The organism is Caulobacter sp. GW821-FHT09B11 (assembly GCF_059418205.1).
Window position 1 is genome coordinate 156,046 of record NZ_JBWKPK010000007.1, and the last position, 24,403, is coordinate 180,448.

Below are 24,403 nucleotides of genomic sequence, written 5' to 3' on the forward strand. Positions count from 1 at the left end.
GAACCCCTCTGTCAGCCGCAGGTGCGGGAGGGGCGGCGTGCTCGGCACGCCGCTTGCGCTTCAACTTGCGAGCGGAACCAGGGCTTCCCGCCACAAGGGCGGGAATGACGGGAGGGGAGGAGAAGCGGCGCCTCTAGCCCACGATTTCTCTCGCATCCCCGTCCAGGTCAATCCGCTGCCGCACGATCTCCACTCGATCGCCAGCATCCCGCATCTCGTAGAGCTTGCCGCGGGCGTTCTTGAAGGGGCGGTGGACGATCATCATCAGCTGGCCGTCGAAGCGGCGGAACAGCATGCCGTGGCCGCTGTCGTGGCGGACCAGCGGCGGCAACTGCTCCCACGGGCCTTCCAGCTTGCCCGTCGTCGACCGCGCCTGGGACTGGACGTAGCCGTTCCGGTCATAGCTGGACCACAGCATCAGCAGCTGGCCCGTCTTCGTCGTGAAGAGCTGCGGGCCGTCGGTGACGTAAGCGAGATCGCCTTCGGGCTGCTGCTTGCCGTCGGCCCAGGGCGCCTGGCTGGCGGTGAACAGGGTGATGGGCGGGGCGGCGGCGGCGATATCGTCGCTCAGGGGCAGGGCCTCGATGGCGCCGTCGCCCACCTGCAGCCACTCGCGCGAATAGACGTACCAGGGCCGTCCGTCCGGGGCGATGTAGAGCGTGCCGTCCAGGGTCATGAGGTCCTTGGGCGCGACCGGCTCGCCGCCGCGCACGACGGTGAAAGGACCTTCGGGTCGGTCGGCGACCGCCAGGATGGTGCCGCGCCGGTAGGGCCTGCGCTTGCCGACAGCTGGCAGGGAATCGGCCTCGTCGTGGAAGGTGGTGAAGAGAAACCAGCGACCCTTCCAGAAGTGGACCTCCGGCGCCCAGGCCCCGCCCTTGAACCAGGCGTCGGTCGGGGCGGTGAACACGCACCGGGGCTTCTCCCAATCCAGCAGGTCGCGGCTGACGTACATCATCGTGCCGAGGCCCGGCGCGCCGCTGAGGCGAGGGATGTTCGAAGTGTAGAGCCGGTAGAGCCCGGCCTGCTCGTCGGCGACCATGAACGGGTCGTGCAGCGGCATGTTCGGCAGGCGCAGCGTCGGCTGGGCGCGGGCCGCGACGGGCGCGATGGCCAGGGCGGCGGCGCCGAGGGCCACGGCCCGGCGCGAACGATCGACGGGCATCAGGGCTCCTACGCGACTTCACCGATCGGACGATCCTGTTTCCGGCGGCGCTTTGCAACGGCGAGGGCAGGGGGCAAGCTGGCGGGGAACGCGCGGCCTGCGGCAAAGGTCGTGCTGGTGTGGCGGCGTTTTCGGGCATAAACGTCGCCCAACAACGAAACATGCGATGGAGGCTCTCCGGAAAGGGCCTCGTCCCGAGGAGGAATGCGTTGATCGAGTCGGTCCTGATCGCCAATCGCGGCGAGATCGCGCGCCGGATCATCCGCACCGCGCGCGAGATGGGCGTGCGCACCATCGCCGTCCACTCGGAGGCCGACACCCACGCCCCGTTCGTGATGGAGGCCGACATGGCCATCCTGATCGGCGGCTCGCCCGCTCGCGAAAGCTATCTCGTCCCCGAGAAGATCCTGGCCGCCGCGCGCCAGGCCGGCGCCGAGGCGATCCATCCGGGCTACGGCTTCCTGTCCGAGAACGCCGACTTCGCCCAGGCCGTGATCGACGCGGGTCTGATCTGGATCGGTCCGCCGCCCTCGGCCATCCGCGCCATGGGCCTGAAGGACGCCGCCAAGAAGGTGATGATCGAGGCGGGCGTACCCACCACGCCCGGCTATCTGGGCGACGATCAGAGCGAGGCGCGGCTTTCCAAGGAAGCGGCCGCCATCGGCTTTCCGGTGCTGATCAAGGCCGTGGCCGGCGGCGGCGGCAGGGGCATGCGCAAGGTCGATCGCGCCGAGGACTTCGTCGAGGCCCTGGGCTCGTGCCGGCGCGAGGCGGCCGCCAGCTTCGGCGACGACCGCGTGCTGCTGGAAAAGTACGTCACCCGCCCGCGCCACATCGAGGTGCAGGTGTTCGGCGACCAGTTCGGCGAGGTCGTGCACCTGTTCGAGCGCGACTGCTCGCTGCAGCGCCGCCACCAGAAGGTCATCGAGGAAGCGCCGGCCCCCGGCATGGACGAGGAGACCCGCGAGGCCGTCTGCGGCGCGGCGGTGCTGGCGGCCAAGGCCGTCGGCTATGTCGGCGCCGGCACGGTGGAGTTCATCGCCGACGCCAGCGAGGGCCTGCGCGCCGACCGCATCTGGTTCATGGAGATGAACACCCGCCTGCAGGTCGAGCACCCGGTCACCGAGATGGTCACCGGCCAGGACCTGGTCGAATGGCAGCTTCTGGTCGCTTCCGGCGAGCCGCTGCCGCTGGCCCAGGACGAGATCGAGCTGCAAGGCTGGGCCATGGAGGCGCGCCTCTACGCCGAGAACCCGGCCACCGGCTTCCTGCCCTCGACCGGCCCGCTGAAGCATTTCCGCCTGCCGGAGGGCGACGTGCGCGTCGACAGCGCGGTGGAGGAGGGCGGCGAGGTGACCGCCTTCTACGACCCGATGATCGCCAAGCTGATCGCCCACGGCGTCGATCGCGAGGACGCGGCCCATCGCCTGGCCGAGGCCTGCAAGCTGGTCGAGGTCTATCCGGTCAAGACCAACGCCGCCTTCCTGGCCGCCTGCGCCAGCCATCCCGACTTCGTCGAGGGCGCGATCGACACCGGCTTCATCGCCGCGCGGCTGGAGGAGCTGACCGAGAGGACCTTCAGCGACGCCCCGACCCTGGCCGCCATCGGCCAGCGACTGGAGGGCTTCATGGCCGCCGACCAGCCGAAGGCCGATCCCTGGGCCAGCGCACCCTCGCGCCTGCTGGGCTTCCGCATGAACGCCCCGCGCGCGGCCATGGAGCTGCCGCTGACCGTGGACGGCGCCAAGGTTCCGTTGCGGGTCGGCCTGGTGGCGGGCGCGGGCGACGACTGGTCGTGGGACATCACCGTCGAGGATGGCCGGCCGCTGGACGACGTCGACGTGCTGCCCGGCGTCTATGGCCGCGACCCGTTCTACGTGTTCGAGGGCGGCGACGTGCGGGAGTTCGACTTCGCGCCGAAGGTCGGCGGCGGCGCCCATGGCGCGGCGTCGGATGGGGCGATCCTGTCGCCGATGCCGGGCAAGGTGGTGTCGGTGGCGGTGGCGGCCGGCCAGTCGGTGACCAAGGGTCAGACCCTGATGGTGCTGGAGGCCATGAAGATGGAACACGCCCTTGCCGCGCCGTTCGACGGCGTGGTCGGCGAGCTCTCGGCCGTGGCCGGCGGCCAGGTGGCCGAGGGCGTTGTGCTGGCGCGGCTGGAGGCTTCCTGATCCTTCTCCCCTTGCGGGAGAAGGTGTCGGCATAAGCCGACGGATGAGGGGTCTCTCAGACATCAAACGCCGCGAAAGCTGAACAGCTGTCGCGGCGTTTCTGTACTTGCGACCCCTCACCCGACCCCACTTTGTGGGGCCACCCTCTCCCGCAAGGGGAGAGGGGCCGCGAGGCGGCTACACCAACTGCTTCGCCGGCTGCGCGACGTGCTCGTCCTCGCTCTCGTCCAGCGCCCCCAGTTCGCCGCGCTCGCGGGCCTTCTTGCCGTAGAAGGCCTCGAACAGCGGCGAGGTCATCAGGGTGGTGACCACGGCCATCACCGCCAGCATCGAGAACAGGGCCGGGCCGATGATGCCCTTCTGCAGGCCGATGTTGATGATGATCAGCTCCATCAGGCCGCGGGCGTTCATCAGGGCGCCGATGCCGAGGGCCGTGGGGTTGTCCTGGCCGGTCAGGCGCGCGGCGGCCCAGCAGGCCCCGCCCTTGGCCAGGATCGAGCCGGCCAGGATGACCAGGGCGACGAGAACCAGCGACCAGCTGTTGACCAGGTTGATCTGGGTGTTGAGCCCCGAGAAGGTGAAGAACATCGGCACCAGCAGGGCGACCGTGAACGGTTCCAGCTGCTTCTTCAGCTCGCGGGTCAGCACGCCGCGCGGCATGGCCGCGCCCAGCAGGAAGCCGCCGAACACCGAGTGCAGGCCGGCCGCGTCCATCGCCCAGGCGCTGAGCATGAACAGCATGATCACCACGCCCAGCAGCGGCGGAGTGAGCTTGCCCTCGCGCTCGGCCCAGCGGCCCAGCGGGGCCAGCAGCCTGGGGGCGACAGTCAGCATGAACAGGGCGAACAGCCCGCCGCCGATCAGCGCGTTCAGCGCCACGGCCGGGCCGCCGCCGAACGAGGCCAGCACGATGGCCAGCACCGTCCAGGCGCCGGCGTCGTCGATGGCGCCCGACGACAGGGCCAGCGAGCCGAGCGGGGTCCGGGTCAGGCCGCGCTCCTGGATGATCCGGGCCAGCACCGGAAAGGCGGTGATCGAGATCGCCGCGCCCATGAACAGCGTCGCCTGGAAGGTTTGAACGCCCTTGCCGAACAGGTTCAGGCTCATCAGCCAGGGCGTCAGGGCGATGGCCACCAGGAACGGCGCGATCATGCCCGACAGCGAGACGGACAGGGCGCTCCTGGCGTTGGTCTTGAAATGGTCGGCGCGGAAGCCGATCCCGACCAGGAACATGTAGAGGCCCACGCCCAGCTGCGCGCCGACGAACAGGATCGACTTGGATTCCTTGGGGAATAGCGTGTGCTGGAGGTCCGGCGCCAGCAGGCCCAGCAGGGACGGGCCCAGGATGATGCCGGCGATCATCTCGCCGATCACCTGCGGCTGGTCGAAGAACCGCTTCAGCACCCACCCGGTGGCGCGACAGGCCGCGACGATGACGGCCATCTGCAAGAAGAAGACTACGCTGAGTTCGGCCGGCGTCATGCTCCGGATCCCCCTGATCTGCGCCGCCTTGGGCGGTCGCCGTTCCATCCCTTGGCCAAGCGATATCACTGGTCTCGGGGTGCGCGCCAGCGGCGAGTGATAACGTTGTCATGAGCCTGCGGCGATCCCGCGCTTGCGCTGCGGCCGCACCGCGCTACATCGGCTTCATGGCTCTGCACATGATCAAGCTGGTCGTCGGCTGCGACACCATCGACGACCTCCTCGCCTGGCACGAGGAAGGCCATCCGTGGGTGATGCACACCCGGATGACGCCCAAGCGCATCGACGAGATCCTCGACGGCGGCTCGCTCTATCGCGTGTTCAAGGGCCAGGTGCTGTGCCGCCAGACCATCCTGGCCATCGACACCGTGGGCGAGGGCCAGGCGGCGCGCTGCGAGGTGACGGTTGATCCGACCATCGTCCGCGTCGCGCCCCAGCCGCGCCGGGCCTTCCAGGGCTGGCGCTATCTCAAGCCGGAAGACGCCCCGCCGGACCTGACCGAGGGCGAGGCCGCCGACATGCCGCCGGAACTGGCGCGGCAGCTGCGCGAACTCGGCGCCTGGTGAGCGCTTAGCGTCTCGTCAACCCAGGGGTGCGACGCTTTATCCTCGGTCTTGTGAGGAGAGCGAAGATGCGGCTGGCTTACGTGGCGCTGGGCATGGGCCTGCTGTTCCTGGCGATGGTGGTCGCCGTCGGGATCGCCCTGGCGGTGAAGGTCTGAGGAGGTAGATCCTCAGGCGGCCATGTTGTCGATCAGGCGGGTCTTGCCCAGCCAGGCGGCCGCCAGCAGGCGGGCCTTGGCGTCGTTCCCATCAGAGGGGGGCAGGCCGTCGGGACCCAGGCGCGACAGGTCGTCGGCGTCGCGGAAGTCGAAATAGTCGACCTGGCGGAAGCCGGCGGCGGCCAGGGCGGCCTTGCCGGCGGTCTCGGCGGCCTCGACACGTTCGCCGGCCTGGACGGCGGCGATGGCGGCCTTCATGGCGGCAGGCAGGGCGACGGCGGCGGCGCGTTCCTCGGGCGACAGGTAGGCGTTGCGCGACGAGAGGGCCAGGCCGTCCTCGGCGCGGGCCGTGGGCGCGCCGACGATCTCGACGGGCAGGTCGAGGTCGCGGGTCACGCGGCGGATGACTTGGAGCTGCTGGTAGTCCTTCTCGCCGAAGACGGCGATGTCCGGCTCCGCCTGGATCAGCAGCTTGGTGACCACGGTGGCGACGCCGCCGAAGAACTGCGGGCGGGCGGCGCCTTCCAGCGGCTCGGACACGCCGGTCAGGTTGATGCTGGTCGCGAAGCCTTCCGGGTACATCTCGGCGCCGTTCGGGGCGAACAGCAGGTCGCAGCCGACGGTTTCCAGAAGCTCGGCGTCGCGGGCCTCGCCGCGCGGATAGGCGTCGAAGTCCTCGTGCGGGGCGAACTGCTTGGGATTGACGAAGACGCTGGCGACGGTGCGCCGCACTTTGGTCTGGGCCAGGCGGACCAGCGACAGGTGGCCTTCGTGCAGCGCGCCCATGGTCGGGATCAGGCCCACCTGCTCGCCGGCGGCCTTCCAGGCGCGGACTTCGGCGCGCAGCTGCGCGACGGTGCGGACGATGCGGGTCATGGCAAGCCACTCTGCTGCAACGCAAAAACAAGCGTTCGGACGGGGCGGCTTATGGCCGATATGGGACATCAGGTCCACCTGCGACACGGAGTCTGTGGACGCCGGGCGCCACAAGATTGACGCTGATGGCGTGCAGGGCGCTTCATGCGCGTTAAGATTTTGGTTAGATTCGCCGAGTCGGGCGGAACGAAGGATTAAGCCAATGGCCGAAACGCGCGTGATCGTCGTCGGCAACGAAAAGGGCGGCGCCGGCAAGTCGACCATCGCCATGCACCTGATGACGTCGCTGCTGTACGGCGGCGCCCGGGTCGCGATCATGGACCTGGACCTGCGCCAGTGCACCAGCATGCGGTTCTGCGAGAACCGCGTGGCCTGGCTGGCCGGCAACGACATCAAGCTGCCGATGCCGCAGACCTTCCGTCTCAGCGACAACGACATCGCCCTGGCGGCGGCGTCCGAGGCCGAGCAGGTGGCGGCGTTCGAGAAGGCGTTCCTGGCCGCGCGCGAGGTGGCCGACTTCGTACTGATCGACACCCCCGGCGGCGACACCCAGATCACGCGCATGGCCCACGGCCTGGCCGACCTGATCGTCACCCCGATGAACGACAGCTTCGTCGACTTCGACATGCTGGGCCACGTCGACCCGGTGACCATGGAGCTGCAGAAGCCCAGCCTCTATTCCCAGACGGTGTGGGAGGCCCGCAAGGCCCGCGCCATGGCCGGCCAGCGCCAGCCGCTGGACTGGGTGGTGCTGCGCAATCGCCTGGCCACCACCGAGGCTCGTAACCGCAAGCGCCTGGAAGACCGCCTGACGGCCCTGGCCAAGCGGGTCGGCTTCCGCATGGGTCCCGGCCTGCGCGACCGCGTGATCTATCGCGAACTGTTCCCGTTCGGCCTGACCATCGCCGACCTGTCGACCCAGGTGCGCCCGGTGCCGGTGTCGCTGCAGCACCTGGCCGCGCGCCAGGAACTGCGGGCGTTGATGCACTCGCTTGGCCTGGCGGCGTTCTCGGGCGAAACTCTGCTCGCCGCCCAGTAAGCCATTGGGGCGGCGACGGGTCCGCTGATGCTCTTCTATCTGATCCTCGGCGGCGTGGTCGTCGCCTGGCTGCTGTGGGGCAAGCGCAAGCCGCTGCTGGCCGGCGAGGGCTGGCGCGTCGGCGCGGGCGTGGCCTCGGCCGCGGCCTTCGCCGCGGCGGCCTATGCCGGCGTGCGCAGCCAGTGGCCGGCGACCCTGGCGCTGTGCGTTCTGGGCCTGTGGTGCGCTACCTCGGCCCGCCAGCGGCCGGCGATCCGCAAGGCGGCCGAGCCGCGCAAGGCCGACCTGTCGGCTAGCGAGGCGCGTTCGATCCTGGGCGTCGGCCCCCAGGCCGGCGCCGACGAGATCCAGGCCGCCTATGCCCGGCTGATCCGCCTGGCCCATCCCGACAAGGGCGGCACGGCGGGGCTGGCGGCGCAGCTCAACGCGGCGCGGGATCGGTTGCTCAAGGGGCGGTGAGGGGCGAAAACCTCGTCCTTCGACAAGCTCAGGGTGAGGTTTTTCCAGCGCCGCTGATCTGAAACGGGTCTCATCTGAGAGCCTGCCATGATCCTCATCCTGAGCCTGTCGAAGGACGAGGATCACGCACTGCCAAAGAAAAAGCCGGCGACCGCGAGGTCGCCGGCTTTCCTGTTTCTGGCTCCAGGCCGAGGATCAGCGCGGGGCGATGACCATGCAGGGCTGGCGCTTGGCCGTGATCGCCGAGCAGGCGGCGCGGGCGGCCTCGGCGGTCATGCCCTGGAACTGGGCGCGGAAGGCGCCGCCGGCGGCGCCGACCACGGCCCCCTCGGCGTCGGCTACGGCCTTGGCGAAGCGGTCGCGCACCAGGCCCAGCTGCTTGTTGGCCAGGCTCTTGGACTGGAAGGCGCCGACCTGGACGCTCCACTCGCCCTTGGCCTTCTTCGGCGCCGGCTTGGCGGCGTCCTTGGCGGCCTTGAGGGTGGGGGAGACCTTCACCGGAGCGGGCTTGGGATTGTCGGTCAGGACGATCTTCAGGCCGGCCTGGTCGCCGTCGCCCTCTTCGGAGGAGGGGCGCATGATCGGGCCGGTCGGCTCGTCTTCATAGAGGTTGGCGGCGATGGTGGTGCGCTCGCCGTGCGAGCGGCGCTTGAGCACGTCGAAGCCCGTGGTCAGCAGGTCTTCCATGTTGTTGTCGCGCCAGGCGGTCGAGGAGCCGCCCAGGACCACGGCGATCAGGCGGCGGCCGTCGCGCACGGCCGAGCCGGCGAGATTGTAACCGGACGCATTGGTGTAGCCGGTCTTCAGGCCGTCGAAGCCGTCCATGCTGTTGAGCAGGCGGTTGTGGCCGCGCACGTAGTTGCCGCGGAACTCGAAGCCCTTGAGGCTGAAGTAGGAATAGTACTGCGGGAAGTCGCGCATGGTGGCGCGCGACAGGATGGCCAGGTCGCGGGCCGTGCTGATCTGGCGGCTGTCGGGCAGGCCCGAGGCGTTGACGAAGCGGCTGTTGCGCATGCCCAGTTCCTGACCGCGCAGGGTCATCAGGGCGGCGAAGCGGCTTTCGCTGCCGGCCAGCTTCTCGGCCATGGCGGTGGCGATGTCGTTGGCCGACTTCACGGCCATGGCGCGAATCGCCTCGTCGACGCTGAGGCTGTCGCCGGGACGCAGGCCCATCTTGGTCGGGGCCTGGGCGGCGGCGCGCGGCGAGATCGGCACGCGGTCGGTCAGCTTCAGGCGGCCTTCGCTGAGCGCCTCGAAGGTGAGGTACAGCGTCATCACCTTGGTGACCGACGCCGGATAGCGGGGGCTGTCGGCGCGCTTGTCGTAAAGGACTTCGCCCGAATTGGCGTCGATCACGATGGCCGCGTACTTGGGTTCCGCGGCGTTGAGCTGCAGGTACGGGATCTGGGCCGAAGCGACGGTGGGAGCAGCGACGCCGACCAGCGCGGCCGCGGCGAAGCCGACGGCGACGAGGAGGCTACGGGCGGAGTTAAGCTTGGCGAACATGCGACAAACGTCCGTCATTTGAACTGAGCGGTTCCGCACCGCCACACGCGTGAACCTAGCATGCGCGTTGTCGCCTTACGCCAAAGTAAACAACTGGTGAGCGATTTCGCCGCAGAATGAGATAAAACTTGGGCGTTGCGGCAACGCTTCGCCTCCGTTGGTTCATCGCCGCGTCGCGTTCGCGCCAAGCGGGAACTCAGCGCACGGAGCAGCTTCACCCTAGGTTATGGTGCGCTGCACAAAAACGTTTGACTGCTGCACTGCAACATGAGAAAACCATGTCGTCCCAACGCATGGGGCAGGGCCGCGGAACGTATCCTTCCTCCGCCGCTCGAACCCGTGCCCCGCCACCTGCCCAGGAGCCCTCCCCATGGCCGTCACCGAGACCCTGAAGAGCACCGTCGAGCAATACTCCACCGCCTCCAACCAAGCGTTCAAGGACGGCGTCGACAAGTCGCTCGCCGCCTTGGCCGAGGCCAATGTCCATTCGAAGAAGAACCTCGAAGCCGTCGTCGCCTCGGTGACCGCCGCGACCAAGGGCGCCGAAGCCCTGGGCGCCGAAGCCTTCGCCTACTCGAAGAAGGCCGCCGAGGATCAAGTCGCCGCCGCCAAGGCCCTGGCCTCGGCCAAGAGCGTGCAGGAAGCCGTCGAGCTGCAGACCGCCTGGGCCAAGTCGGCCCTGGAAGCCTACATCGCCCAGGTCAGCAAGGCCTCGGAGATCGTCTCGGCCTCGATCAAGGACTCGGTGAAGCCGCTGAACGAGCGCGTCACCGCCACGGTCGAGAAGTTCCAGGCCGCTCGCTAACCAAACCCAATTCGGAACGGCCCCGCTTGCGGGCCGTTCCGCAAGTCTACCCAGCCTTCAGGCTCGGACCTCGCGGTTCGGGCCTTTTTTCTTGCGCCCTTGGCCCGGACGGTGCGTCCGGGCCTTTTTTCTTGTGCGAAGGCTTCCCCTTGCTAAGCATGCGCACTCGGTAAGGGAGCGTTTGAATGTCGAAGGTGGAAGAGCGTCTGGCGGGTCTGGGGATCACGCTGCCGGAACCGGTGGCGCCGGTGGCCAACTACGTGCCGTTCGTGCGGTCGGGCAATCTCGTCCACATCTCCGGCCAGATCTCGCTGGACGCCTCGGGCGGCGTCAAGGGCACGGTCGGGGTCGACGTCGACCTGGAGACCGCCCAGAAGGCCGCCCGCCTGTGCGGGATCAACCTGCTGGCCCAGATCAAGGCCGCGACCGGCGACCTCGACAAGGTGGCCCGCATCGTCAAGCTGGGCGGCTTCGTGCAGGCCGGCCCGGACTTCATCGACATTCCCAAGGTGATCAACGGCGCCTCGGACCTGATGGTCGAGGTGTTCGGCGACGCTGGCCGCCACGCCCGCTCGGCCGTCGGCGTCTACAAGCTGCCGCTGGGCTTCGCCGTCGAGGTCGACGCCGTGGTGGAGGTCTTCTGATGCGCGCCCGTCCGCGACCCGGGACCGAGGTGTTCGGCGAGGCGTGGGAGCGCCTGTTCGATCCGCCCGTGGCCCATCGCGGACTGTGGACGCCTGGCGGCGCGCCGGAGAACTCCCTGGCCGCCTTCCAGGCCGCCTGCGCCAAGGACTACGCCATCGAGCTGGACGTGCAACTGACGGCCGACGGCCAGGCGGTGGTCTTCCACGACGATCGCCTGGAGCGCCTGACCGGCGTCGAGGGGCGTCTGCGCGACCATACCGCCGCCGAGCTGGGCGCGCTGAAGCTGTCGGGCAGCGACGAGACCATCCCGACCCTGGCCGACGCTCTGGCGGTGATCGGTCACCGGGCCATGGTCTATATCGAGCTGAAGACCCCGTTCGGCGAAGTGGGGGAACTGGAAAAGAAGGTCTCCGAGATCCTGATCGACCATAACGGCCCGATCGCGGTGATCGGCTTCAATCCCTATTCGCACGCCTGGTTTGCCGACCATCATCCGCAGATCCTGCGGGGCCTGGATTCCTACGGTTGGAACGACGAGGCCGCCCGCAAGCTGGCGCCGGAACTGCGCAAGTCGCTGGCGGCGCTGGAGCAGGTGGAGCTGGCGCGGCCGGATTTCCTGGCGCTGGGCCTCGACATGCTGCCCAGCGCGCGCGCCGATGTCTTCCGGTCCAAGGGCATGCCGATCATCGCCTGGACGGTGCGCTCCCAGGAACAGTGGGACGCCGTCTCCGACCATTGCGACAACCTGATCTTCGAGGGCTTCACGGCGTGAGTTCGCTTAAGGCGGAGGTGCGCATCCACCGCCGCATCGCCGATATCGGCCGGGAGGCCTGGGACGCCTGCGCCGGTTCGTCCGGCGATCCCTTCGTCAGTTTCGACTTCCTCGACATCCTCGAAGAGAGCGGCTGCGCCAGCGATCGCACCGGCTGGGCGCCGCATCACGTCAGCGTCGCCGACGTCGACGGCGCCATCGCCGGGGTGATGCCGCTCTATCTGAAGAACCACAGCCAGGGCGAATACGTCTTCGACCACGCCTGGGCCGACGCCTACGAGCGGGCGGGGGGCGACTACTATCCCAAGCTCCAGTGCTCGGCGCCGTTCTCGCCGGTGACGGGGCCGCGGCTGATCGCGCGGCCGGGTATCGATCCCGACGAGGCGCGTTCGGCCCTGCTGGGCGGGGCCCTGACCCTGTGCGATCGCCTGAAGGCTTCGTCGCTGCACGTGACCTTCCCGACAGCCGACGAGTGGGACTGGATGGGCGATCGCGGCCTGCTGCGCCGGCAGGACCAGCAGTATCACTGGGAAAACGCCGGCTACGCGACCTTCGACGACTTCCTGGCGGCCCTGTCGTCGAACCGCCGCAAGACCATCCGCCGCGAGCGGCGCGACGCCCAAGACGGGCTGGAGATCGTGGCCCTGACCGGCGACGAGTTGAAGCCGGAGCACTGGGACGCCTTCTTCGGCTTCTACATGGACACCGGCGGCCGCAAGTGGGGCAGGCCCTATCTGAACCGGCGGTTCTTCTCGCTGCTGAACGAGCGGATGGCCGACAAGGTGCTGCTGATCCTGGCGCGGCGACCGGGCGGGCCGTGGATCGCGGGAGCCCTGAACCTGATCGGCCGCGACTGCCTCTACGGCCGCCACTGGGGCTGCACCGAGGACGTGCCGTTCCTGCACTTCGAGCTCTGCTACTACCAGGCCATCGAGCACGCGATCCGGCTGGGCCTGCCGCGCGTCGAAGCCGGCGCCCAGGGACAGCACAAGATCGCCCGCGGCTACCTGCCCAGCGCGGTCTACTCAGCGCACTGGATCGCCGACCCGGCCCTGCGCGAGCCTGTGGCGCGCTATCTGGAGCGCGAACGCGAGGCCGTGACGGAAGACATGGCGATGCTCACCGAGGAGTATTCGCCGTTCCGCGAGGCGCGCTGAGACCTAGTGCAGGCTGACCTCGGCGACCTTGTCGCGGTAGTCGCGCTTGGGATCGCGGCCGAGCATCAGGCGCACGCCGGCGAACAGGCTGTTTTCGTTCAGCCAGATGCGGGCGTGCTCGGGCTCGAAGCGCAGCAGCCGGAGCTTGGGGTCGTCCATGCCGTCGAACCAGGCGGCAATGAACGGGTTCCAGAGGCGCTCGACGGTGGCGAAGTCGGTGTCGATCCGCAGATGGCCGTCGATCAGGGCGAACAGGTCGTGGCCCTTGGACGAGAAGTGCATCACCGCGTCGCGCTCGTGGGGCAGGGCGGCGACGAGGTCGCTGTCGGCCGAGGTGAAGATCCACAGGGGGCCGCTGTGGTCGCCCTCGAACAGCACCGTCATCGGCTGGCTATGACCGCCTTCGACGTCCGGCAAACCCAGCATGACGGTGCGATCGGTCTTGAGGGCCTTCCAGAACCGGGCGGTGAGATCGGCTTCCTTGGACATGGCGTGTCCTCCTCCGTCGGTGCAACGGCCGGCAAGCATCGGATGTTCCGAGACGTTGACTCCCCTTAAGGCTGTGTTTCTGTGCTCTTCTCACAAGGGGCGAGCTGACATGAACCGGACCTTCTTCTTCAACTTCGTGCGCACCCACCTGTTCGGCGGCAAGCTGAAGCAGTCGCAGGTGGATGGGCTGACGGCGGTGCTGGACTACTGGGACGCCAAGCTGGCCAATGAGGACGATCGCTGGCTGGCCTACGCCCTGGGCACGGCCTTCCACGAGACGGACACGACGTTCGGCCCGATCGCCGAGTACGGCAAAGGCAAGGGCAAGCCGTACGGCCAGCCCGCCGGTCCGTTCAATCAGATCTATTACGGGCGCGGGCTGGTGCAGCTGACCTGGCTGAACAACTACCAGACCATGAGCCAGAAGGTCGGCGTCGACCTGGTGAAGACCCCCGACCTCGCGCTGCAACTGGCCAACGCGGTGCCGATCATGTTCGTGGGCATGCAGCAGGGGCTGTTCACCGGCGTGGGCTTTGCGACCTATTTCAACGCCACGACCGAAGACTGGGTGGGCGCGCGCAAGATCATCAACGGCAAGGACAAGGCGGCCCTGATCGCCGGCCAGGCGCAGTCGTTCTACGCGGCGATCAGCTACACCAACTAGGAGCGCTCGTAGGCGGCGCGCAGCAATGTCCTGACCTCCTCGTCGATCTCGGCCGGGGCGGTCAGGGCGAGCTTGGCCTTCAGCCGCTCGGACCAGCCCTCGTTCTTCGGCGGCGACAGGCGAGGGGAGGCGTCGGGCGTCACCGCGAGGCCCAGCGACACCGTCCCGCCCTTGAGCGGCCTGGCGGCGGCGAACTGCACCTTGCCGGACCAGGCGGTGAAGCCCTTGCGCTGGCCGGTGACGAGGCCCGGGAAGTCGGCCACGGCCGCCTCGATCGCCTCCAGGATCGCCGTCGAGGCCGGGTTGGTCCACAGCGCCGCGCGCAGGCCGCCGGCGTCGTCCCAGCCCAGTTCCGACGGGAAGGCCTCGCCCAGGATGTGGGCGCAGCGATTGACGCCCAGGCCGTAATTGGCCTTCAACCAGTCGACGCGGGCCTTGGGCCTGGTCTCCGTGCAGTCGCGGCGAACGATCTCGACCCATTGCGCGAGGGTCTTGCCGGTGTCGCGCTCGAGGCTGGCCTGGACCGAGGCGAACCACTTCTTCTGGCGGTCGGTCAGGCCCTGTCCGGTCTCGTCGGTCTTGCCCACGCTTGCGCCCCCTCCCTGGTTTGCTAGGACCTGTCCCACGCAATGGAGACGGTCATGAGCCTTCACGGAACCTACGACCCGGACAACATCTTCGCCAAGATCGTTCGCGGCGAGATCCCGAGCGTGAAGGTGTTCGAGGACGACGAGGTCCTGGCCTTCATGGACGCCTTCCCCCAGTCGCCGGGCCATCTGCTGGTGATCTCCAAGACCTCGAAGGCGCGCAACGTGCTGGAGGCCGAGCCCAAGACCCTGGGGCGGCTGATCGGCGCCGTGCAGAAGGCGACCCGGGCGGTGACGCAGGCCCTGAAGCCAGACGGCGTGGTCGTCACCCAGTTCAACGGCGCTCCGGCCGGCCAGACGGTGTTCCACCTGCATTTCCACGTCATTCCCCGCTACGAGGGCCAGGCGCTGGGCCGTCATGGCGAGGGCATGGCCGACGCCGAAGAGCTGAAGGCCCTGGCCGCGAAGATCGCCGCGGCGCTCTAGGTCGACGAGGAAGCCGCGACACGGCTTCGCATCCTCGCGCTTTCGCTGACGAGTTGATCGGAGAGGGCGCGGGGCGTCCGGGCCACGCCCGGATGCTGTGATTTGAATACCGTTTCGACGAAGCTCTGACGCCCCGCGCGATCGTTTGACCTCAGGCCGGGGCGCGCGGGCCTTTTCCGCCCTTCACCCCCTTCGGCGTGTGCCTTCCCCGGAACCGGGCTGTGAGCTTCGCTAGCCATCGCGTGCAGACAGAAGGCGCCGGAGCGAACCCTTGGACGGGCGGGAGCCAATCAGGCAAGCTCCCGATGGATGGGTTTACGTCCCCCATCCTCATTTAAGCCTAGCCCGGCCCTGCTCACGCAGTTCCGGCGGCCCCGCTCGATCGCATCGCCGTCGCACGCTTCGGGCCGGATCCTTGCGCCCTCTCCCTGCGACGGGACGGGGTCCATTGTGCGGGCGTTTTGAGCGCGTCTGATCCAGAACGCTGAGAAAGTTGCAAGGCATTGGATTGGTTGGGGTCTCGGGCGCGGTCGCCGGGGATCGAGGGCGCTCTATCCCCGTCCCCGATCCTTCTCCCCTTGCGGGAGAAGGTGGCGGCCGAAGGCCGACGGATGAAGGGGTCTCTCAGACTTGAGACGCCCCGCCCGGCCTACGCCATACGCAGCTTTGATTTCTGAGAGACCCCTCACCCGACCCCGCTCCGCGGGGCCACCCTCTCCCGCAAGGGGAGAGGGATCAGCCGGCTGCGCTTTCGCGGGGATTTACGGAGGGAGATTGCAGGCGCCGTCACCCTTCAACCTTCCATGACGCATACGCTCCTCGCCGTCGGGGCTCGGGCGGCTCTAGGGAAGCAACTTGATCAGGGCGGTGGAGATCGACACCAGCACCGCCATGCCGCCTAGCAGCGCCCAGCCCTGAAGGCGGATCTTCTCGCTGAGGTCGGCGCGGATGCGGGCCTCGGTGAGGGCGATGTCGCTTTTCAGCTCCGCCTTCACGGCCTGCAACTCCGAGCGCGTCGCCAATTCTGAGATGTCGGGAAGCATCGTCGTCTGCTGGATCAGTTCCACGATCGCCTCGGCCGTACCTTCGGCGACCCCTGCTTCGCGCAGGCGCTTCGAAGCGCTCAGGGTGTCGAAAGGGATGGTGCTCATCTCCTCACGCTACGCGTTTGTTCTCGTTTTTCCTACAGCTTGCGCTTGAGGCGAGAACCTTTTGGCGACCTCGCGCCTTCTATCCGCTCAGGCCAAGCTTGGGCCGTGGAAGGAGCGTGAATGACCGATCCCCTGGCCCGGCGCGGCCTCTATCGCCTGGTCTATGCAAGCCGGGCCGCGCATCCCGAGCAGCTGGACGAAACCCTCCGCGCCGTAGTCGCCAGGTCGATCCAGAACAACCGCGTCGACGACATCACCGGCTTCCTGGCGGCGGGGGAGGGACGGTTCCTGCAGGTGCTGGAGGGGCCGGGCCAGACCGTCGCCGAGGCCTTCGCGCGCATCGGCCGCGACCCGCGCCATGACGAGATCGCGCTGATCGCCGACGGCCCCGCCGAGCGCCGTCTGTTCCGCGACTGGAACATGGGCCAGCGCCGGCTGGAGGCCGAGGACGCTTCGGCCCTGTCCGAGGTGGGGCTGGAGCACTTCACGCCCGCCGGCCTCGACGAGGAGCGAGCGCTACGGCTGCTGACCCTGCTGGGCGCACGCCACCTGCGCTAAAGAAAAAGGCCCGGATCGCTCCGGGCCTTTTCCGTATTCAAGTCCCAAGCCTTATTCGGCCAGGGCGGGCTCCTCGGCCTCTCCTTCGTCGGAGGGCGACTTGCCGGACTTGCCTTCCGAGGCGCTTTCGATCTCGAAGCCGATCTTGCCGTTCTCGAGCACCACCTTGACGTGGCCCCCGCGGATCAGGCGGCCGAACAGGATGTCGTCGGCTAGCGGCTTCTTGATGTGCTCCTGGATGACCCGGGCCAGCGGACGAGCGCCGTAGAGCTCGTCGAAGCCGTTCTTGGCCAGCCAGTCGGCGGCGTCGTCGGAGAGTTCGATCGTGATGTTGCGGTCGGCGAGTTGCGCCTCCAGCTGCATCGCGAACTTCTGCACGACCTGGCGGATGATCTCCGGCGTCAGCGGCTTGAAGGCCACCGTCGCGTCCAGGCGGTTGCGGAACTCCGGCGTGAACAGGCGCTTGAGGGCGGCCTCTTCCTCGCCTTCGACCTTGGAGCGGCCGAAACCGATCGACTGCCGCTGGGCGTCGGAGGCGCCCGCGTTGGTGGTCATGATCAGGACCACGTTGCGGAAGTCGACCTTCTTGCCGTTGGAGTCGGTCAGGGTGCCGTGGTCCATGACCTGCAACAGGATGTTGTAGATGTCGCTGTGGGCCTTCTCGATCTCGTCGAGCAGGACGACCGCGTGCGGGTGCTGATCGACGGCGTCGGTCAGTTGGCCGCCCTGGTCGTAGCCGACATAGCCGGGAGGGGCGCCGATCAGGCGGCTCACGGTATGGCGCTCCATGTACTCCGACATGTCGAAGCGGATCATCTCGATGCCGAGCGTCGAGGCCAGCTGCTTGGCGGCTTCGGTCTTGCCGACGCCGGTCGGGCCGCTGAACAGGTAGCAGCCGATCGGCTTGTTCGGATCGCGCAGGCCCGCACGCGCCAGCTTCATGGCCGAGGACAGCTGCTGCAGGGCTTCGTCCTGGCCGAACACGGCGCGCTTCAGGTCGATCTCGAGTTCCTTGAGGGCCTCGGTGTCCGACTTGCTGACCGATTTGGGCGGGATGCGGGCGATCTTGGCGACGACGGCCTCGATCTCCTTGACGCCGATGGTCTTCTTGCGGCGGCTTTCCGGCAGCAGCATCTGGCCCGCGCCCGCCTCGTCGATCACGTCGATCGCCTTGTCGGGCAGCTTGCGGTCGGTGATGTACTTGGCCGACAGCTCCACCGCGACCTTCAGGGCCTCGGCGGTGTACTTCAGCTTGTGGAAGTCCTCGTAGTAGGTCTTCAGGCCCTTGAGGATCTTGATGGTGTCTTCCACCGTCGGCTCGTTGACGTCGATCTTCTGGAAGCGACGGACCAGGGCCCGATCCTTCTCGAAGTGCTGACGGAACTCCTTGTAGGTGGTCGAGCCCATGCAGCGCAGGGTGCCCGAAGCCAGGGCCGGCTTCAGCAGGTTGGAGGCGTCCATGGCCCCGCCGCTGGTGGCGCCGGCGCCGATGACGGTGTGGATCTCGTCGATGAACAGCACCGCGTTGGGGTGGTTCTCGAGTTCCTTGACCACCTGCTTGACGCGTTCCTCGAAGTCGCCGCGATAGCGGGTGCCGGCCAGCAGCGCGCCCATGTCGAGCGAGTAGATGGTGGCTTCCGCCAGGACTTCGGGGACCTGGTGGGTGATGATCTTGCGCGCCAGGCCTTCGGCGATGGCGGTCTTGCCGACGCCGGGGTCGCCGACGAGCAGCGGGTTGTTCTTGGTGCGGCGGCACAGGATCTGGATCGCGCGTTCCACTTCGTTCGCGCGGCCGATCAGCGGGTCGACCTTGCCCTGGCGGGCCTTTTCGTTGAGGTCGACGCAGTAGGCCTCGAGGGCCTCGCCGCCGGTCTTGGTGTTGGGCTTTTCCTGGTCTTCCTCGACCGCGGTCGCGCCCTTGGCGGCCTTGGGCTCGGAAGCGCCGGCCTTCTTGGCGATGCCGTGGGCGATGAAGTTCACCGCGTCGTACCGCGTCATGTCCTGCTCCTGCAGGAAGTAGGCGGCATGGCTCTCGCGTTCGGAGAAGATGGCGACCAGGACGTTGGCCCCGGTGACTTCCTCGCGGCCGGACGACTGGACGTGGATGACGGCGCGCTGGATGACGCGCTGGAAGCCCGCCGTGGGCTTGGCGTCTTCTTCGTCGTCGACCACCAGGGACGAGAGCTCGACGTCGAGATAATTGACCAGGCTCTTCTTCAGAGCGGTCAGGTCTACGTCGCAGGCTCGCATGACCCCGGCCGCATCGTCATCGTCGGTGAGCGACAGCAGCAGGTGTTCGAGCGTGGCGTATTCGTGCTTTCGCTGGTTGGCGTAAGCCACCGCGCGGTGGAGGGATTCTTCGAGAGGACGCGAAAAAGAGGGCAAGGGGAGGCTCCTCAATCCTTTTCCATGGTGCACTGCAGCGGGTGCTGATGTCTGCGAGCTGAGTCGATCACCTGAGCGACCTTGGTTTCGGCGACTTCGTATGTGAAAACGCCGCAAACCCCGACGCCGTTCTGGTGAACGTGCAACATAATCCTAGTCGCGTCTTCGCGCGATTTATTGAAGAACCGTTCGAGCACGTAAACGACGAATTCCATAGGGGTGTAGTCGTCGTTCAGGATCAGTACGCGATACAACGAGGGCTTCTGCGTCTTCGGCTTCACTTCCGTGACGACCGAAGAGCCCGCGCCGTTATTTTGTCCGCCTTGCTTTCGCTCGGCCATCGACCGCTTTCTCCCGGCGGGCAAATCACCCGCCTTCATGAATTAGATATGGAAAAGCGGCGGCTTTGGAAGAGGCCGCCCCCCGACTGCGCCGCTTTAACACAGGGGCGCCGTCGAAATCGGCTTCACGTTTGGGAGAGCGGCGAAGGTGGCCCGAGCGTTCCCGCGGCGAGGCGGGGAAATGGTGTGCGGCGTGGTGTCGCGCAAGGGGGCGTGTCCGCTTCGCGGCCCCCTCAGTCGGCTTCGCCGACAGCTCCCCCAGAGGGGGAGCATCTGCGCGGCGTGGATCCTCCCCCTCTGGGGGAGGTGGCCCGGAGGGCCGGAGGGGGCCGCGAAGCGGCTAGCCCGTCACCGTGTAGATCATGATCCCGGTGGCCACCGACAGGTTCAGGCTGTCGGCGCGGCCGCGCATGGGGATCTTGACGTTGACGTCGCAGGCGGCGGCCAGTTCGGGCGGCAGGCCCTGCTGCTCGTTGCCCATCAGGATCAGCGACGGCTTCACGTAGTCGGCGCTCTTGTGGTCGACGGTGGCGGTCAGCAGGGTGCCGACCACGCTGCCGGGCCAGTCTTCGCGCCAGGCCAGGAACTCCTGCACGCTGGCCTTGGCGATCTTCACGGCGAAGACCGAGCCCATGGTCGCCCGCACGCCTTCGACGGAATAGGGATCGACGCAGTCGCCGACCAGGATGACGCCGCCGGCGCCGGCCGCGTCGGCCGTGCGGATGATGGTGCCCAGATTGCCCGGATCGCGGACGGCCTGCAGGGCCACCCAGCAGTCGGCGCTCTGCGGCACGATCGCCGACAGCGGCGTGTAGACCTGCTTGAAGACGCCGACGACCGCTTGCGGATTGTCGCGGCGCGAGACCTTCTCGAGGATCTCGCGGTTGACCTCGATGACTTCGCCGCCGGCGGCGGCGCAGGCCTTGGCGGCCTTCTGCAGCATCGGGTGATCGGCGGCGTCGGGGCCGTACATCAGGATCTTCGGCGCGTGGCCGCAGTCGATGGCCTCGATGACGATCTTCAGGCCCTCTGCCAGGAACAGGCCGCTGTCCTCGCGCTCCTTGCGCATGTGCAGGGCGCGGACGGCCTTGACCGTGGCGTTGGTCAGGGAGGTGACGGTCTTGACGCTCATGTCTCTTAAGCCTCCGACGACCAGCGGGCGAAGAAGGACAGGCCGATCTGGCGGTCGCCCTTGTCTTCCACGAGGGACAGCTCGCCCCAGTCGATGACGCCGGCCCGGCCTTCCAGCGCCTGGGCCAGCAGGCCCGACATGGCCGCGCCCGAGACCCTCGCTGCGTAAGCGTTCATCAGCAGGAAGTCGGCGTCTTCGGCCAGCAGCTGGGCGCAGTCGGCGGTCAGGGCCGGCAGGTCCTCGAACAGGCGCCAGACCTCGCCGTCGGGGCCGCGGCCGAACTTCGGCGGATCCAGGATGACGCCGTCATAGGTGTTGCCGCGACGGACCTCGCGGGCGACGAAGCGGCGGGCGTCCTCGACGATCCAGCGGATCGGCTTTTCGGCCAGGCCGGCGAAGGCGGCGTTCTCGCGCGCGAAGCCGACCGACTTCTTGGAGGCGTCGACGTGGGTGACGTGCGCTCCGGCGGCGGCGCAGACCAGGCTGGCCACGCCGGTGTAGCCGAACAGGTTGAGGATCTTCGGCTGTCGGCCGCGAGCCTTGACGAAGGCGCGCACGCGCTCGTCCTGCCAGGCCCAGTTGGCGGCCTGCTCGGGGAAAAAGGCCAGGTGGCGGAACGGCGTGAACTGGCCGTGGAACTTCGCTTCGCCCCAGGCCAGGTCGAACTTCTCGATCGGCTTGCCGTGGAAGCGCCAGCGGCCGGCCTCGTCCTCGTCGGACGGATCGAACACGGCGTCGGCCTCGTCCCAGGCCTGGGCGGGCAGGCGCGGCTCCCAGAAGCACTGCGGCTCGGGGCGCACGACGGTGTAACGGCCGTAGCGCTCCAGCTTCTTGCCGCGCCCGCTGTCGAGCAGGGCGTAGTCGGCCCAGCCGGCGGTGCGCATGACGATGGGAGAGGCGGCGATGGTCGGATGCATGGCCACGCCATACGCGCTCAGCCCAAGGGCCGTCCAGCCCGAGGCGCATGCGGGGTCTTGTCCCAGTGGTGCGGACGCAGGACGAACTGGACCAGCGCATGGCAGCCGGCCCAGCCCTGCGCCAGCCAGATCAGGGGCAGGCCCAGCAGGTCCAGCCACTTGGCGCGGCCGCCCGCGCGCCGGCGGCCGACGATCGCGGCGATGGCCGACGCGCACCACGCATAGAAGAAGAGCACCAGGCCCGCGCCGTCGATCGCGGCCTGGCCGTCGGGCAGCAGGTCGAGCAGCAGCATCAGGATCACGCCCGCGAAGATCGGCGCGTGCAGGTGCGTCGAGGCCAGAGACAGGGCCAGCGTCAGGAAGAGGGCCAGCGCCACGCGCGGCCGGCGAACGGCGGGACCGCGCAGATGGACCAGCAGGGTCTGAAGGTGGCCCTTGATCCAGCGGGCCCGCTGCGGCCGCCAGGCCTTCCAGCTGGTCGGGGCGGTCTCCAGCGTCGGCGGGGCGATGACGTCCAGGCCGTAGCCGGCGGCGGCGAGGCGAAAACCGACGTCGGCGTCTTCCGTGACATTGAAGGCGTCCCAGCCGCCGACGGCGTGCAGGGCCTCGACGCGGAAGTGCGGTATTATGTAGCAAACACACCTGATGGCTCAGTGACCTGAAAGCGTGTCTTTTCATAAATTTAGGGGATGAAACCTGCTCGCACCGACACCTACGCGCACGCGATATCGGCCCTTCTGACCCGCCGCGGGGAAATGCTGGAGGAGCTGGCCGTCATACGGGAGCGGCAGGCGAACTTGGCGAACGACATAGACGCCCTGGACAGGACGCTCGAGACGCTGGGCTACAGCGGCGATGTTCAACTCACCGCCCGCGTTCCCCGCGTTGTCCTGTTCTATCGGGGCGAGCTGCGCCAATACCTGATTGCCCAGCTCGAGGAGCACGGTCCTCGCACCTCGCGTCAGATGGCTGAGACGCTGGCCCGAGAAGAGGGAAAGGCTGTGCTGGATCGGCGCATGTTGACCGACATCGTCAAGCGCATGGGAAAGGCCCTACGCCTCATGTCGGACGCCGGGATCGTGGCCCGGACGTCCGATAAGATCAGCGGCGAGTATGTTTGGCGGTTGGCCGAATAAGCTACTGCGTAAGGCCCATGGCCGCGCGACTGCGGTCAATATCTTCGGTGCCGAGACCGCGTTCCTTGAAATCCCGAAGCAGTGCTTGCTGTTCTTGGTCGGTACAGCGCTTGTGTATCTCGCGCCAACCATCGACATCGACGGCAGCGGTAGCAACTGTGGTGCGACATTTCTTGCTGACTGCGTCCGGGGATGGCCCCGATACGATCGCAACCACTAAAAAGGCTACTAGGCCCAGCGCGGCCCAGCCTACGACTTTGAGCATGACGTCCCCTGTGTCCGCAGCCCGGCTGGAGCCGGGACGGTTGGTCACGCGCGAACACAGGGAAGGCACGTCCTGCCTATTCCCCGAGGGTATTTTATTGAGCAGGCCGCCCGACAGAGCGGACCTGTGTTCACGCGCAACAGCGCATCATCCGTCAGTGACCAAACATCGGGACAACCCAACGCTTATGCAGCCTGGGCGACGCGCTGCCAATAGCCCTTCCACTGCCGAGAGACCGGCGCGGAAATGGTGGCGTCGATGATCTTGGCGAACTGGACGCCGTTGCTCATGCGGCGGAAGTCCTCGCGCCAGGCCATTTCGCCAGCGTAAGCCGCGAGGTACTGGCCCGAGATCCGATGGTGCATCCCGGACTCGGCGCGACGGATGCGGCTGAAAAAGCTCTCGGCCCAGTTGGTGCAAGCGCCGTCCAGTGAGTAGGCCTCGCTGTGGTTGATGCGGCGGGTCGTAAAGCGAGAGGACAGTCGATCCCAGTGCCCAGCTTCGTCAGCATGGACGATAGAGCCGGGCGCGATGTTGGCGTTCGCCAAGGCGACGCCTTCAGCTTCCCGCTTGCAGACGAACGGCAGCGTGCGACCACCGCGCTCGCGGAGCACGACGACGACCTGGCGCTTACCGGACTGACTCTCGTAGCGGCGGCGGTCCGCGCGGTGGATGCGCTCGTTGGCCGGCTTCACATAGCCGCCAAAGTACGCGCCATCGACCTCGACCGTGCCGTCCAGGGGGAAGCCCTCGCGCGACTTGGTGAGGGCTTCGCGGATCTTGTGCGCCAGGACGAAGGCCGTCTTGTACTGGACGTCCAGGTCGCGGCTCAGTTGGAGCGCGCTGTGGCCCTTCGCGCCGTTGGTGAAGATGGCGATGGCCGCCAGGATGTCGCGCACGGCGAGTTTCCGGCTGGCGAAGATCGTGCCGCTCGTGACCGAGAACTGCGACTCGCAACCCTTGCACTTGAAGATGCGGCGCGCCTTGAAGGTGTATACCGCCGTGCAGCCGCACTTGCCACAGTAGGGCTCGCCGTCGTTGTCATCCCAGCGGATGGCCTGGAACGTGGCGAACGCCTCGTTTTCCGACATACGCATGACCTTCACCAGCGAGAGGGTGCGGGCCGCTGCCGAGAGGAGAAAGTGTTGAGCCACCGTTCATATCCGTTTGTTACCTAACGAATATGATAGGTTTTCCTTCCCATTTGGCAAGAGCAAAACGAACAGATATGATGGGTTTCAGTCTGAATGTGTGAGGTTTCGGCATGGCCGGTACGAGCGAAGAATGGGCGACACTGGCGAAGCGCCACATCAAGGCCGAGCTGAAGCGCGCCGGCGTCGGCTACGCGGAGCTGGCTAAACGCCTGACCGAAATGGGGTTGCCAGAAACGGAAGCCTCGGTGACCGTCAAGATCAACCGAGGGGCGTTTCCAGCATGGTTTCTATTCGCGGTAATGCGCGCGATTGGCTGCTCTGTGTTGCGACTGGAGTAGCC

27 protein-coding genes and 1 pseudogene are annotated in these 24,403 nt (G+C 67.6%); 13 read left to right on the forward strand and 15 right to left on the reverse strand.

Annotation, left to right across the window (positions count from 1 at the left end; genetic code table 11):
• Positions 1-133 precede the first annotated feature (133 nt).
• Positions 134-1,165, reverse strand: a complete 1,032-nt coding sequence (locus AC07N1_RS07365) for a glycoside hydrolase family 43 protein (protein WP_494671199.1) — start codon at positions 1,163-1,165, stop codon at positions 134-136.
• Positions 1,166-1,374: 209 nt separating this feature from the next.
• Here AC07N1_RS07365 and AC07N1_RS07370 point away from each other — a divergent pair, with 209 nt between their 5' ends.
• Entirely contained in the window at positions 1,375-3,336 is a 1,962-nt protein-coding gene (locus tag AC07N1_RS07370) for an acetyl/propionyl/methylcrotonyl-CoA carboxylase subunit alpha (protein WP_494671200.1), read from the forward strand.
• A gap of 177 nt (positions 3,337-3,513) precedes the next feature.
• Here the strand turns inward: AC07N1_RS07370 and AC07N1_RS07375 are convergent, their stop codons facing one another.
• Positions 3,514-4,818, reverse strand: a complete 1,305-nt coding sequence (locus tag AC07N1_RS07375; protein ID WP_494671201.1) for a cation:proton antiporter — start codon at positions 4,816-4,818, stop codon at positions 3,514-3,516.
• A 167-nt stretch (positions 4,819-4,985) separates the two neighbouring features.
• Between AC07N1_RS07375 and AC07N1_RS07380 the strand changes: the two genes are divergently transcribed.
• On the forward strand, positions 4,986-5,384 hold the full coding sequence (locus AC07N1_RS07380; RefSeq protein ID WP_110119012.1) for a DUF1489 family protein: 399 nt from the start codon (positions 4,986-4,988) through the stop codon (positions 5,382-5,384).
• 167 nt (positions 5,385-5,551) lie between these two features.
• Here AC07N1_RS07380 and panC read toward each other — a convergent pair whose 3' ends face one another.
• On the reverse strand, positions 5,552-6,415 hold the full coding sequence (gene panC / locus AC07N1_RS07385; RefSeq protein ID WP_494671202.1) for a pantoate--beta-alanine ligase: 864 nt from the start codon (positions 6,413-6,415) through the stop codon (positions 5,552-5,554).
• 202 nt (positions 6,416-6,617) lie between these two features.
• Between panC and mipZ the strand changes: the two genes are divergently transcribed.
• The gene (mipZ, locus tag AC07N1_RS07390; protein ID WP_110119014.1) at positions 6,618-7,454 is read left to right on the forward strand and encodes a division plane-positioning ATPase MipZ; all 837 of its coding nucleotides are present in this window, start codon (positions 6,618-6,620) and stop codon (positions 7,452-7,454) included.
• 27 nt (positions 7,455-7,481) lie between these two features.
• Positions 7,482-7,913, forward strand: a complete 432-nt coding sequence (locus AC07N1_RS07395; RefSeq protein ID WP_494671203.1) for a J domain-containing protein — start codon at positions 7,482-7,484, stop codon at positions 7,911-7,913.
• Positions 7,914-7,922: 9 nt separating this feature from the next.
• Here AC07N1_RS07395 and AC07N1_RS07400 read toward each other — a convergent pair.
• Positions 7,923-8,039: pseudogene (locus AC07N1_RS07400) on the reverse strand (hypothetical protein); the annotation flags it as partial.
• Between the two features lie 69 nt (positions 8,040-8,108).
• Positions 8,109-9,419: a D-alanyl-D-alanine carboxypeptidase family protein gene (locus tag AC07N1_RS07405; RefSeq protein WP_494671204.1), complete on the reverse strand. Its 1,311-nt coding sequence runs from the start codon at positions 9,417-9,419 to the stop codon at positions 8,109-8,111.
• Positions 9,420-9,789: 370 nt separating this feature from the next.
• Between AC07N1_RS07405 and AC07N1_RS07410 the strand changes: the two genes are divergently transcribed.
• The 4 genes from AC07N1_RS07410 to AC07N1_RS07425 all read left to right on the forward strand — a co-directional run bounded on the left by AC07N1_RS07410 (position 9,790) and on the right by AC07N1_RS07425 (position 12,798).
• A complete protein-coding gene (locus AC07N1_RS07410; protein WP_494671205.1) occupies positions 9,790-10,224 on the forward strand; it encodes a phasin family protein in 435 nt (144 codons plus the stop codon).
• Between the two features lie 185 nt (positions 10,225-10,409).
• The gene (locus tag AC07N1_RS07415; RefSeq protein ID WP_494671206.1) at positions 10,410-10,868 is read left to right on the forward strand and encodes a RidA family protein; all 459 of its coding nucleotides are present in this window, start codon (positions 10,410-10,412) and stop codon (positions 10,866-10,868) included.
• The gene (locus AC07N1_RS07420) at positions 10,868-11,641 is read left to right on the forward strand and encodes a glycerophosphodiester phosphodiesterase (RefSeq protein WP_494671207.1); all 774 of its coding nucleotides are present in this window, start codon (positions 10,868-10,870) and stop codon (positions 11,639-11,641) included. The genes AC07N1_RS07415 and AC07N1_RS07420 overlap by 1 nt, the downstream gene beginning before the upstream one ends.
• Complete coding sequence (locus tag AC07N1_RS07425; protein WP_494671208.1) at positions 11,638-12,798, forward strand: GNAT family N-acetyltransferase; 1,161 nt, start codon at positions 11,638-11,640, stop codon at positions 12,796-12,798. Before AC07N1_RS07420 ends, AC07N1_RS07425 begins: the two co-directional genes overlap by 4 nt.
• 3 nt (positions 12,799-12,801) lie before the next feature.
• On the opposite strand, the gene AC07N1_RS07430 is transcribed toward AC07N1_RS07425, so the two are convergent.
• Positions 12,802-13,287, reverse strand: coding sequence for a pyridoxamine 5'-phosphate oxidase family protein (locus tag AC07N1_RS07430; protein ID WP_494671209.1), 486 nt, complete (start codon positions 13,285-13,287; stop codon positions 12,802-12,804).
• Between the two features lie 109 nt (positions 13,288-13,396).
• Between AC07N1_RS07430 and AC07N1_RS07435 the strand changes: the two genes are divergently transcribed.
• Complete coding sequence (locus AC07N1_RS07435) at positions 13,397-13,951, forward strand: glycoside hydrolase family 19 protein (protein ID WP_494671210.1); 555 nt, start codon at positions 13,397-13,399, stop codon at positions 13,949-13,951.
• Here AC07N1_RS07435 and AC07N1_RS07440 read toward each other — a convergent pair.
• Complete coding sequence (locus AC07N1_RS07440; RefSeq protein ID WP_494671211.1) at positions 13,948-14,538, reverse strand: DUF4287 domain-containing protein; 591 nt, start codon at positions 14,536-14,538, stop codon at positions 13,948-13,950. The two genes, AC07N1_RS07435 and AC07N1_RS07440, sit on opposite strands and share 4 nt — an antisense overlap.
• Positions 14,539-14,592: 54 nt before the next feature.
• Here AC07N1_RS07440 and AC07N1_RS07445 point away from each other — a divergent pair, with 54 nt between their 5' ends.
• On the forward strand, positions 14,593-15,024 hold the full coding sequence (locus AC07N1_RS07445; RefSeq protein WP_494594583.1) for an HIT family protein: 432 nt from the start codon (positions 14,593-14,595) through the stop codon (positions 15,022-15,024).
• Between the two features lie 842 nt (positions 15,025-15,866).
• Here the strand turns inward: AC07N1_RS07445 and AC07N1_RS07450 are convergent.
• Positions 15,867-16,175 (reverse strand): hypothetical protein, encoded by a 309-nt coding sequence (locus AC07N1_RS07450; RefSeq protein ID WP_494671212.1) that lies wholly within the window; start codon positions 16,173-16,175, stop codon positions 15,867-15,869.
• Between the two features lie 120 nt (positions 16,176-16,295).
• Here AC07N1_RS07450 and AC07N1_RS07455 point away from each other — a divergent pair, with 120 nt between their 5' ends.
• Complete coding sequence (locus AC07N1_RS07455; RefSeq protein ID WP_494671213.1) at positions 16,296-16,733, forward strand: BLUF domain-containing protein; 438 nt, start codon at positions 16,296-16,298, stop codon at positions 16,731-16,733.
• 51 nt (positions 16,734-16,784) lie between these two features.
• Here AC07N1_RS07455 and clpA read toward each other — a convergent pair whose 3' ends face one another.
• The 5 genes from clpA to AC07N1_RS07480 form a co-directional block, all read right to left on the reverse strand.
• Positions 16,785-19,118, reverse strand: coding sequence for an ATP-dependent Clp protease ATP-binding subunit ClpA (clpA, locus tag AC07N1_RS07460; RefSeq protein WP_494671214.1), 2,334 nt, complete (start codon positions 19,116-19,118; stop codon positions 16,785-16,787).
• An 11-nt stretch (positions 19,119-19,129) separates the two neighbouring features.
• On the reverse strand, positions 19,130-19,459 hold the full coding sequence (gene clpS, locus AC07N1_RS07465; RefSeq protein ID WP_101715544.1) for an ATP-dependent Clp protease adapter ClpS: 330 nt from the start codon (positions 19,457-19,459) through the stop codon (positions 19,130-19,132).
• Positions 19,460-19,799: 340 nt separating this feature from the next.
• Positions 19,800-20,591, reverse strand: coding sequence for a TrmH family RNA methyltransferase (locus tag AC07N1_RS07470; RefSeq protein WP_494671215.1), 792 nt, complete (start codon positions 20,589-20,591; stop codon positions 19,800-19,802).
• Between the two features lie 5 nt (positions 20,592-20,596).
• Entirely contained in the window at positions 20,597-21,508 is a 912-nt protein-coding gene (locus tag AC07N1_RS07475; RefSeq protein WP_494671216.1) for an RsmD family RNA methyltransferase, read from the reverse strand.
• Between the two features lie 17 nt (positions 21,509-21,525).
• Positions 21,526-22,155 (reverse strand): glycosyltransferase family 2 protein, encoded by a 630-nt coding sequence (locus tag AC07N1_RS07480; protein WP_494671237.1) that lies wholly within the window; start codon positions 22,153-22,155, stop codon positions 21,526-21,528.
• A 42-nt stretch (positions 22,156-22,197) separates the two neighbouring features.
• Between AC07N1_RS07480 and AC07N1_RS07485 the strand changes: the two genes are divergently transcribed.
• The gene (locus AC07N1_RS07485; RefSeq protein ID WP_494671217.1) at positions 22,198-22,644 is read left to right on the forward strand and encodes a hypothetical protein; all 447 of its coding nucleotides are present in this window, start codon (positions 22,198-22,200) and stop codon (positions 22,642-22,644) included.
• 1 nt (position 22,645) lies between these two features.
• On the opposite strand, the gene AC07N1_RS07490 is transcribed toward AC07N1_RS07485, so the two are convergent.
• Both AC07N1_RS07490 and AC07N1_RS07495 read right to left on the reverse strand, forming a co-directional pair.
• Positions 22,646-22,909, reverse strand: a complete 264-nt coding sequence (locus tag AC07N1_RS07490; RefSeq protein ID WP_494671218.1) for a hypothetical protein — start codon at positions 22,907-22,909, stop codon at positions 22,646-22,648.
• Between the two features lie 185 nt (positions 22,910-23,094).
• A complete protein-coding gene (locus AC07N1_RS07495; protein WP_494671219.1) occupies positions 23,095-24,063 on the reverse strand; it encodes an IS1595 family transposase in 969 nt (322 codons plus the stop codon).
• A gap of 110 nt (positions 24,064-24,173) precedes the next feature.
• Between AC07N1_RS07495 and AC07N1_RS07500 the strand changes: the two genes are divergently transcribed.
• Positions 24,174-24,401 (forward strand): DUF6471 domain-containing protein, encoded by a 228-nt coding sequence (locus AC07N1_RS07500; RefSeq protein ID WP_494671220.1) that lies wholly within the window; start codon positions 24,174-24,176, stop codon positions 24,399-24,401.
• Positions 24,402-24,403: the final 2 nt, after the last annotated feature.

Excerpts from the sequence above, each read along its gene's own strand:
- AC07N1_RS07365 (WP_494671199.1), bottom strand. The coding sequence starts at position 1,165 with ATGCCCGTCGATCGTTCGCGCCGGGCCGTGGCCCTCGGCGCCGCCGCC.
- AC07N1_RS07375 (WP_494671201.1), bottom strand. The coding sequence starts at position 4,818 with ATGACGCCGGCCGAACTCAGCGTAGTCTTCTTCTTGCAGATGGCCGTC.
- AC07N1_RS07380 (WP_110119012.1), top strand. The coding sequence starts at position 4,986 with ATGGCTCTGCACATGATCAAGCTGGTCGTCGGCTGCGACACCATCGAC.
- panC (WP_494671202.1), bottom strand. The coding sequence starts at position 6,415 with ATGACCCGCATCGTCCGCACCGTCGCGCAGCTGCGCGCCGAAGTCCGC.
- mipZ (WP_110119014.1), top strand. The coding sequence starts at position 6,618 with ATGGCCGAAACGCGCGTGATCGTCGTCGGCAACGAAAAGGGCGGCGCC.
- AC07N1_RS07395 (WP_494671203.1), top strand. The coding sequence starts at position 7,482 with ATGCTCTTCTATCTGATCCTCGGCGGCGTGGTCGTCGCCTGGCTGCTG.
- AC07N1_RS07405 (WP_494671204.1), bottom strand. The coding sequence starts at position 9,419 with ATGTTCGCCAAGCTTAACTCCGCCCGTAGCCTCCTCGTCGCCGTCGGC.
- AC07N1_RS07410 (WP_494671205.1), top strand. The coding sequence starts at position 9,790 with ATGGCCGTCACCGAGACCCTGAAGAGCACCGTCGAGCAATACTCCACC.
- AC07N1_RS07415 (WP_494671206.1), top strand. The coding sequence starts at position 10,410 with ATGTCGAAGGTGGAAGAGCGTCTGGCGGGTCTGGGGATCACGCTGCCG.
- AC07N1_RS07420 (WP_494671207.1), top strand. The coding sequence starts at position 10,868 with ATGCGCGCCCGTCCGCGACCCGGGACCGAGGTGTTCGGCGAGGCGTGG.
- AC07N1_RS07430 (WP_494671209.1), bottom strand. The coding sequence starts at position 13,287 with ATGTCCAAGGAAGCCGATCTCACCGCCCGGTTCTGGAAGGCCCTCAAG.
- AC07N1_RS07435 (WP_494671210.1), top strand. The coding sequence starts at position 13,397 with ATGAACCGGACCTTCTTCTTCAACTTCGTGCGCACCCACCTGTTCGGC.
- AC07N1_RS07445 (WP_494594583.1), top strand. The coding sequence starts at position 14,593 with ATGAGCCTTCACGGAACCTACGACCCGGACAACATCTTCGCCAAGATC.
- AC07N1_RS07450 (WP_494671212.1), bottom strand. The coding sequence starts at position 16,175 with ATGAGCACCATCCCTTTCGACACCCTGAGCGCTTCGAAGCGCCTGCGC.
- AC07N1_RS07455 (WP_494671213.1), top strand. The coding sequence starts at position 16,296 with ATGACCGATCCCCTGGCCCGGCGCGGCCTCTATCGCCTGGTCTATGCA.
- clpS (WP_101715544.1), bottom strand. The coding sequence starts at position 19,459 with ATGGCCGAGCGAAAGCAAGGCGGACAAAATAACGGCGCGGGCTCTTCG.
- AC07N1_RS07470 (WP_494671215.1), bottom strand. The coding sequence starts at position 20,591 with ATGAGCGTCAAGACCGTCACCTCCCTGACCAACGCCACGGTCAAGGCC.
- AC07N1_RS07475 (WP_494671216.1), bottom strand. The coding sequence starts at position 21,508 with ATGCATCCGACCATCGCCGCCTCTCCCATCGTCATGCGCACCGCCGGC.
- AC07N1_RS07485 (WP_494671217.1), top strand. The coding sequence starts at position 22,198 with ATGAAACCTGCTCGCACCGACACCTACGCGCACGCGATATCGGCCCTT.
- AC07N1_RS07490 (WP_494671218.1), bottom strand. The coding sequence starts at position 22,909 with ATGCTCAAAGTCGTAGGCTGGGCCGCGCTGGGCCTAGTAGCCTTTTTA.
- AC07N1_RS07500 (WP_494671220.1), top strand. The coding sequence starts at position 24,174 with ATGGCCGGTACGAGCGAAGAATGGGCGACACTGGCGAAGCGCCACATC.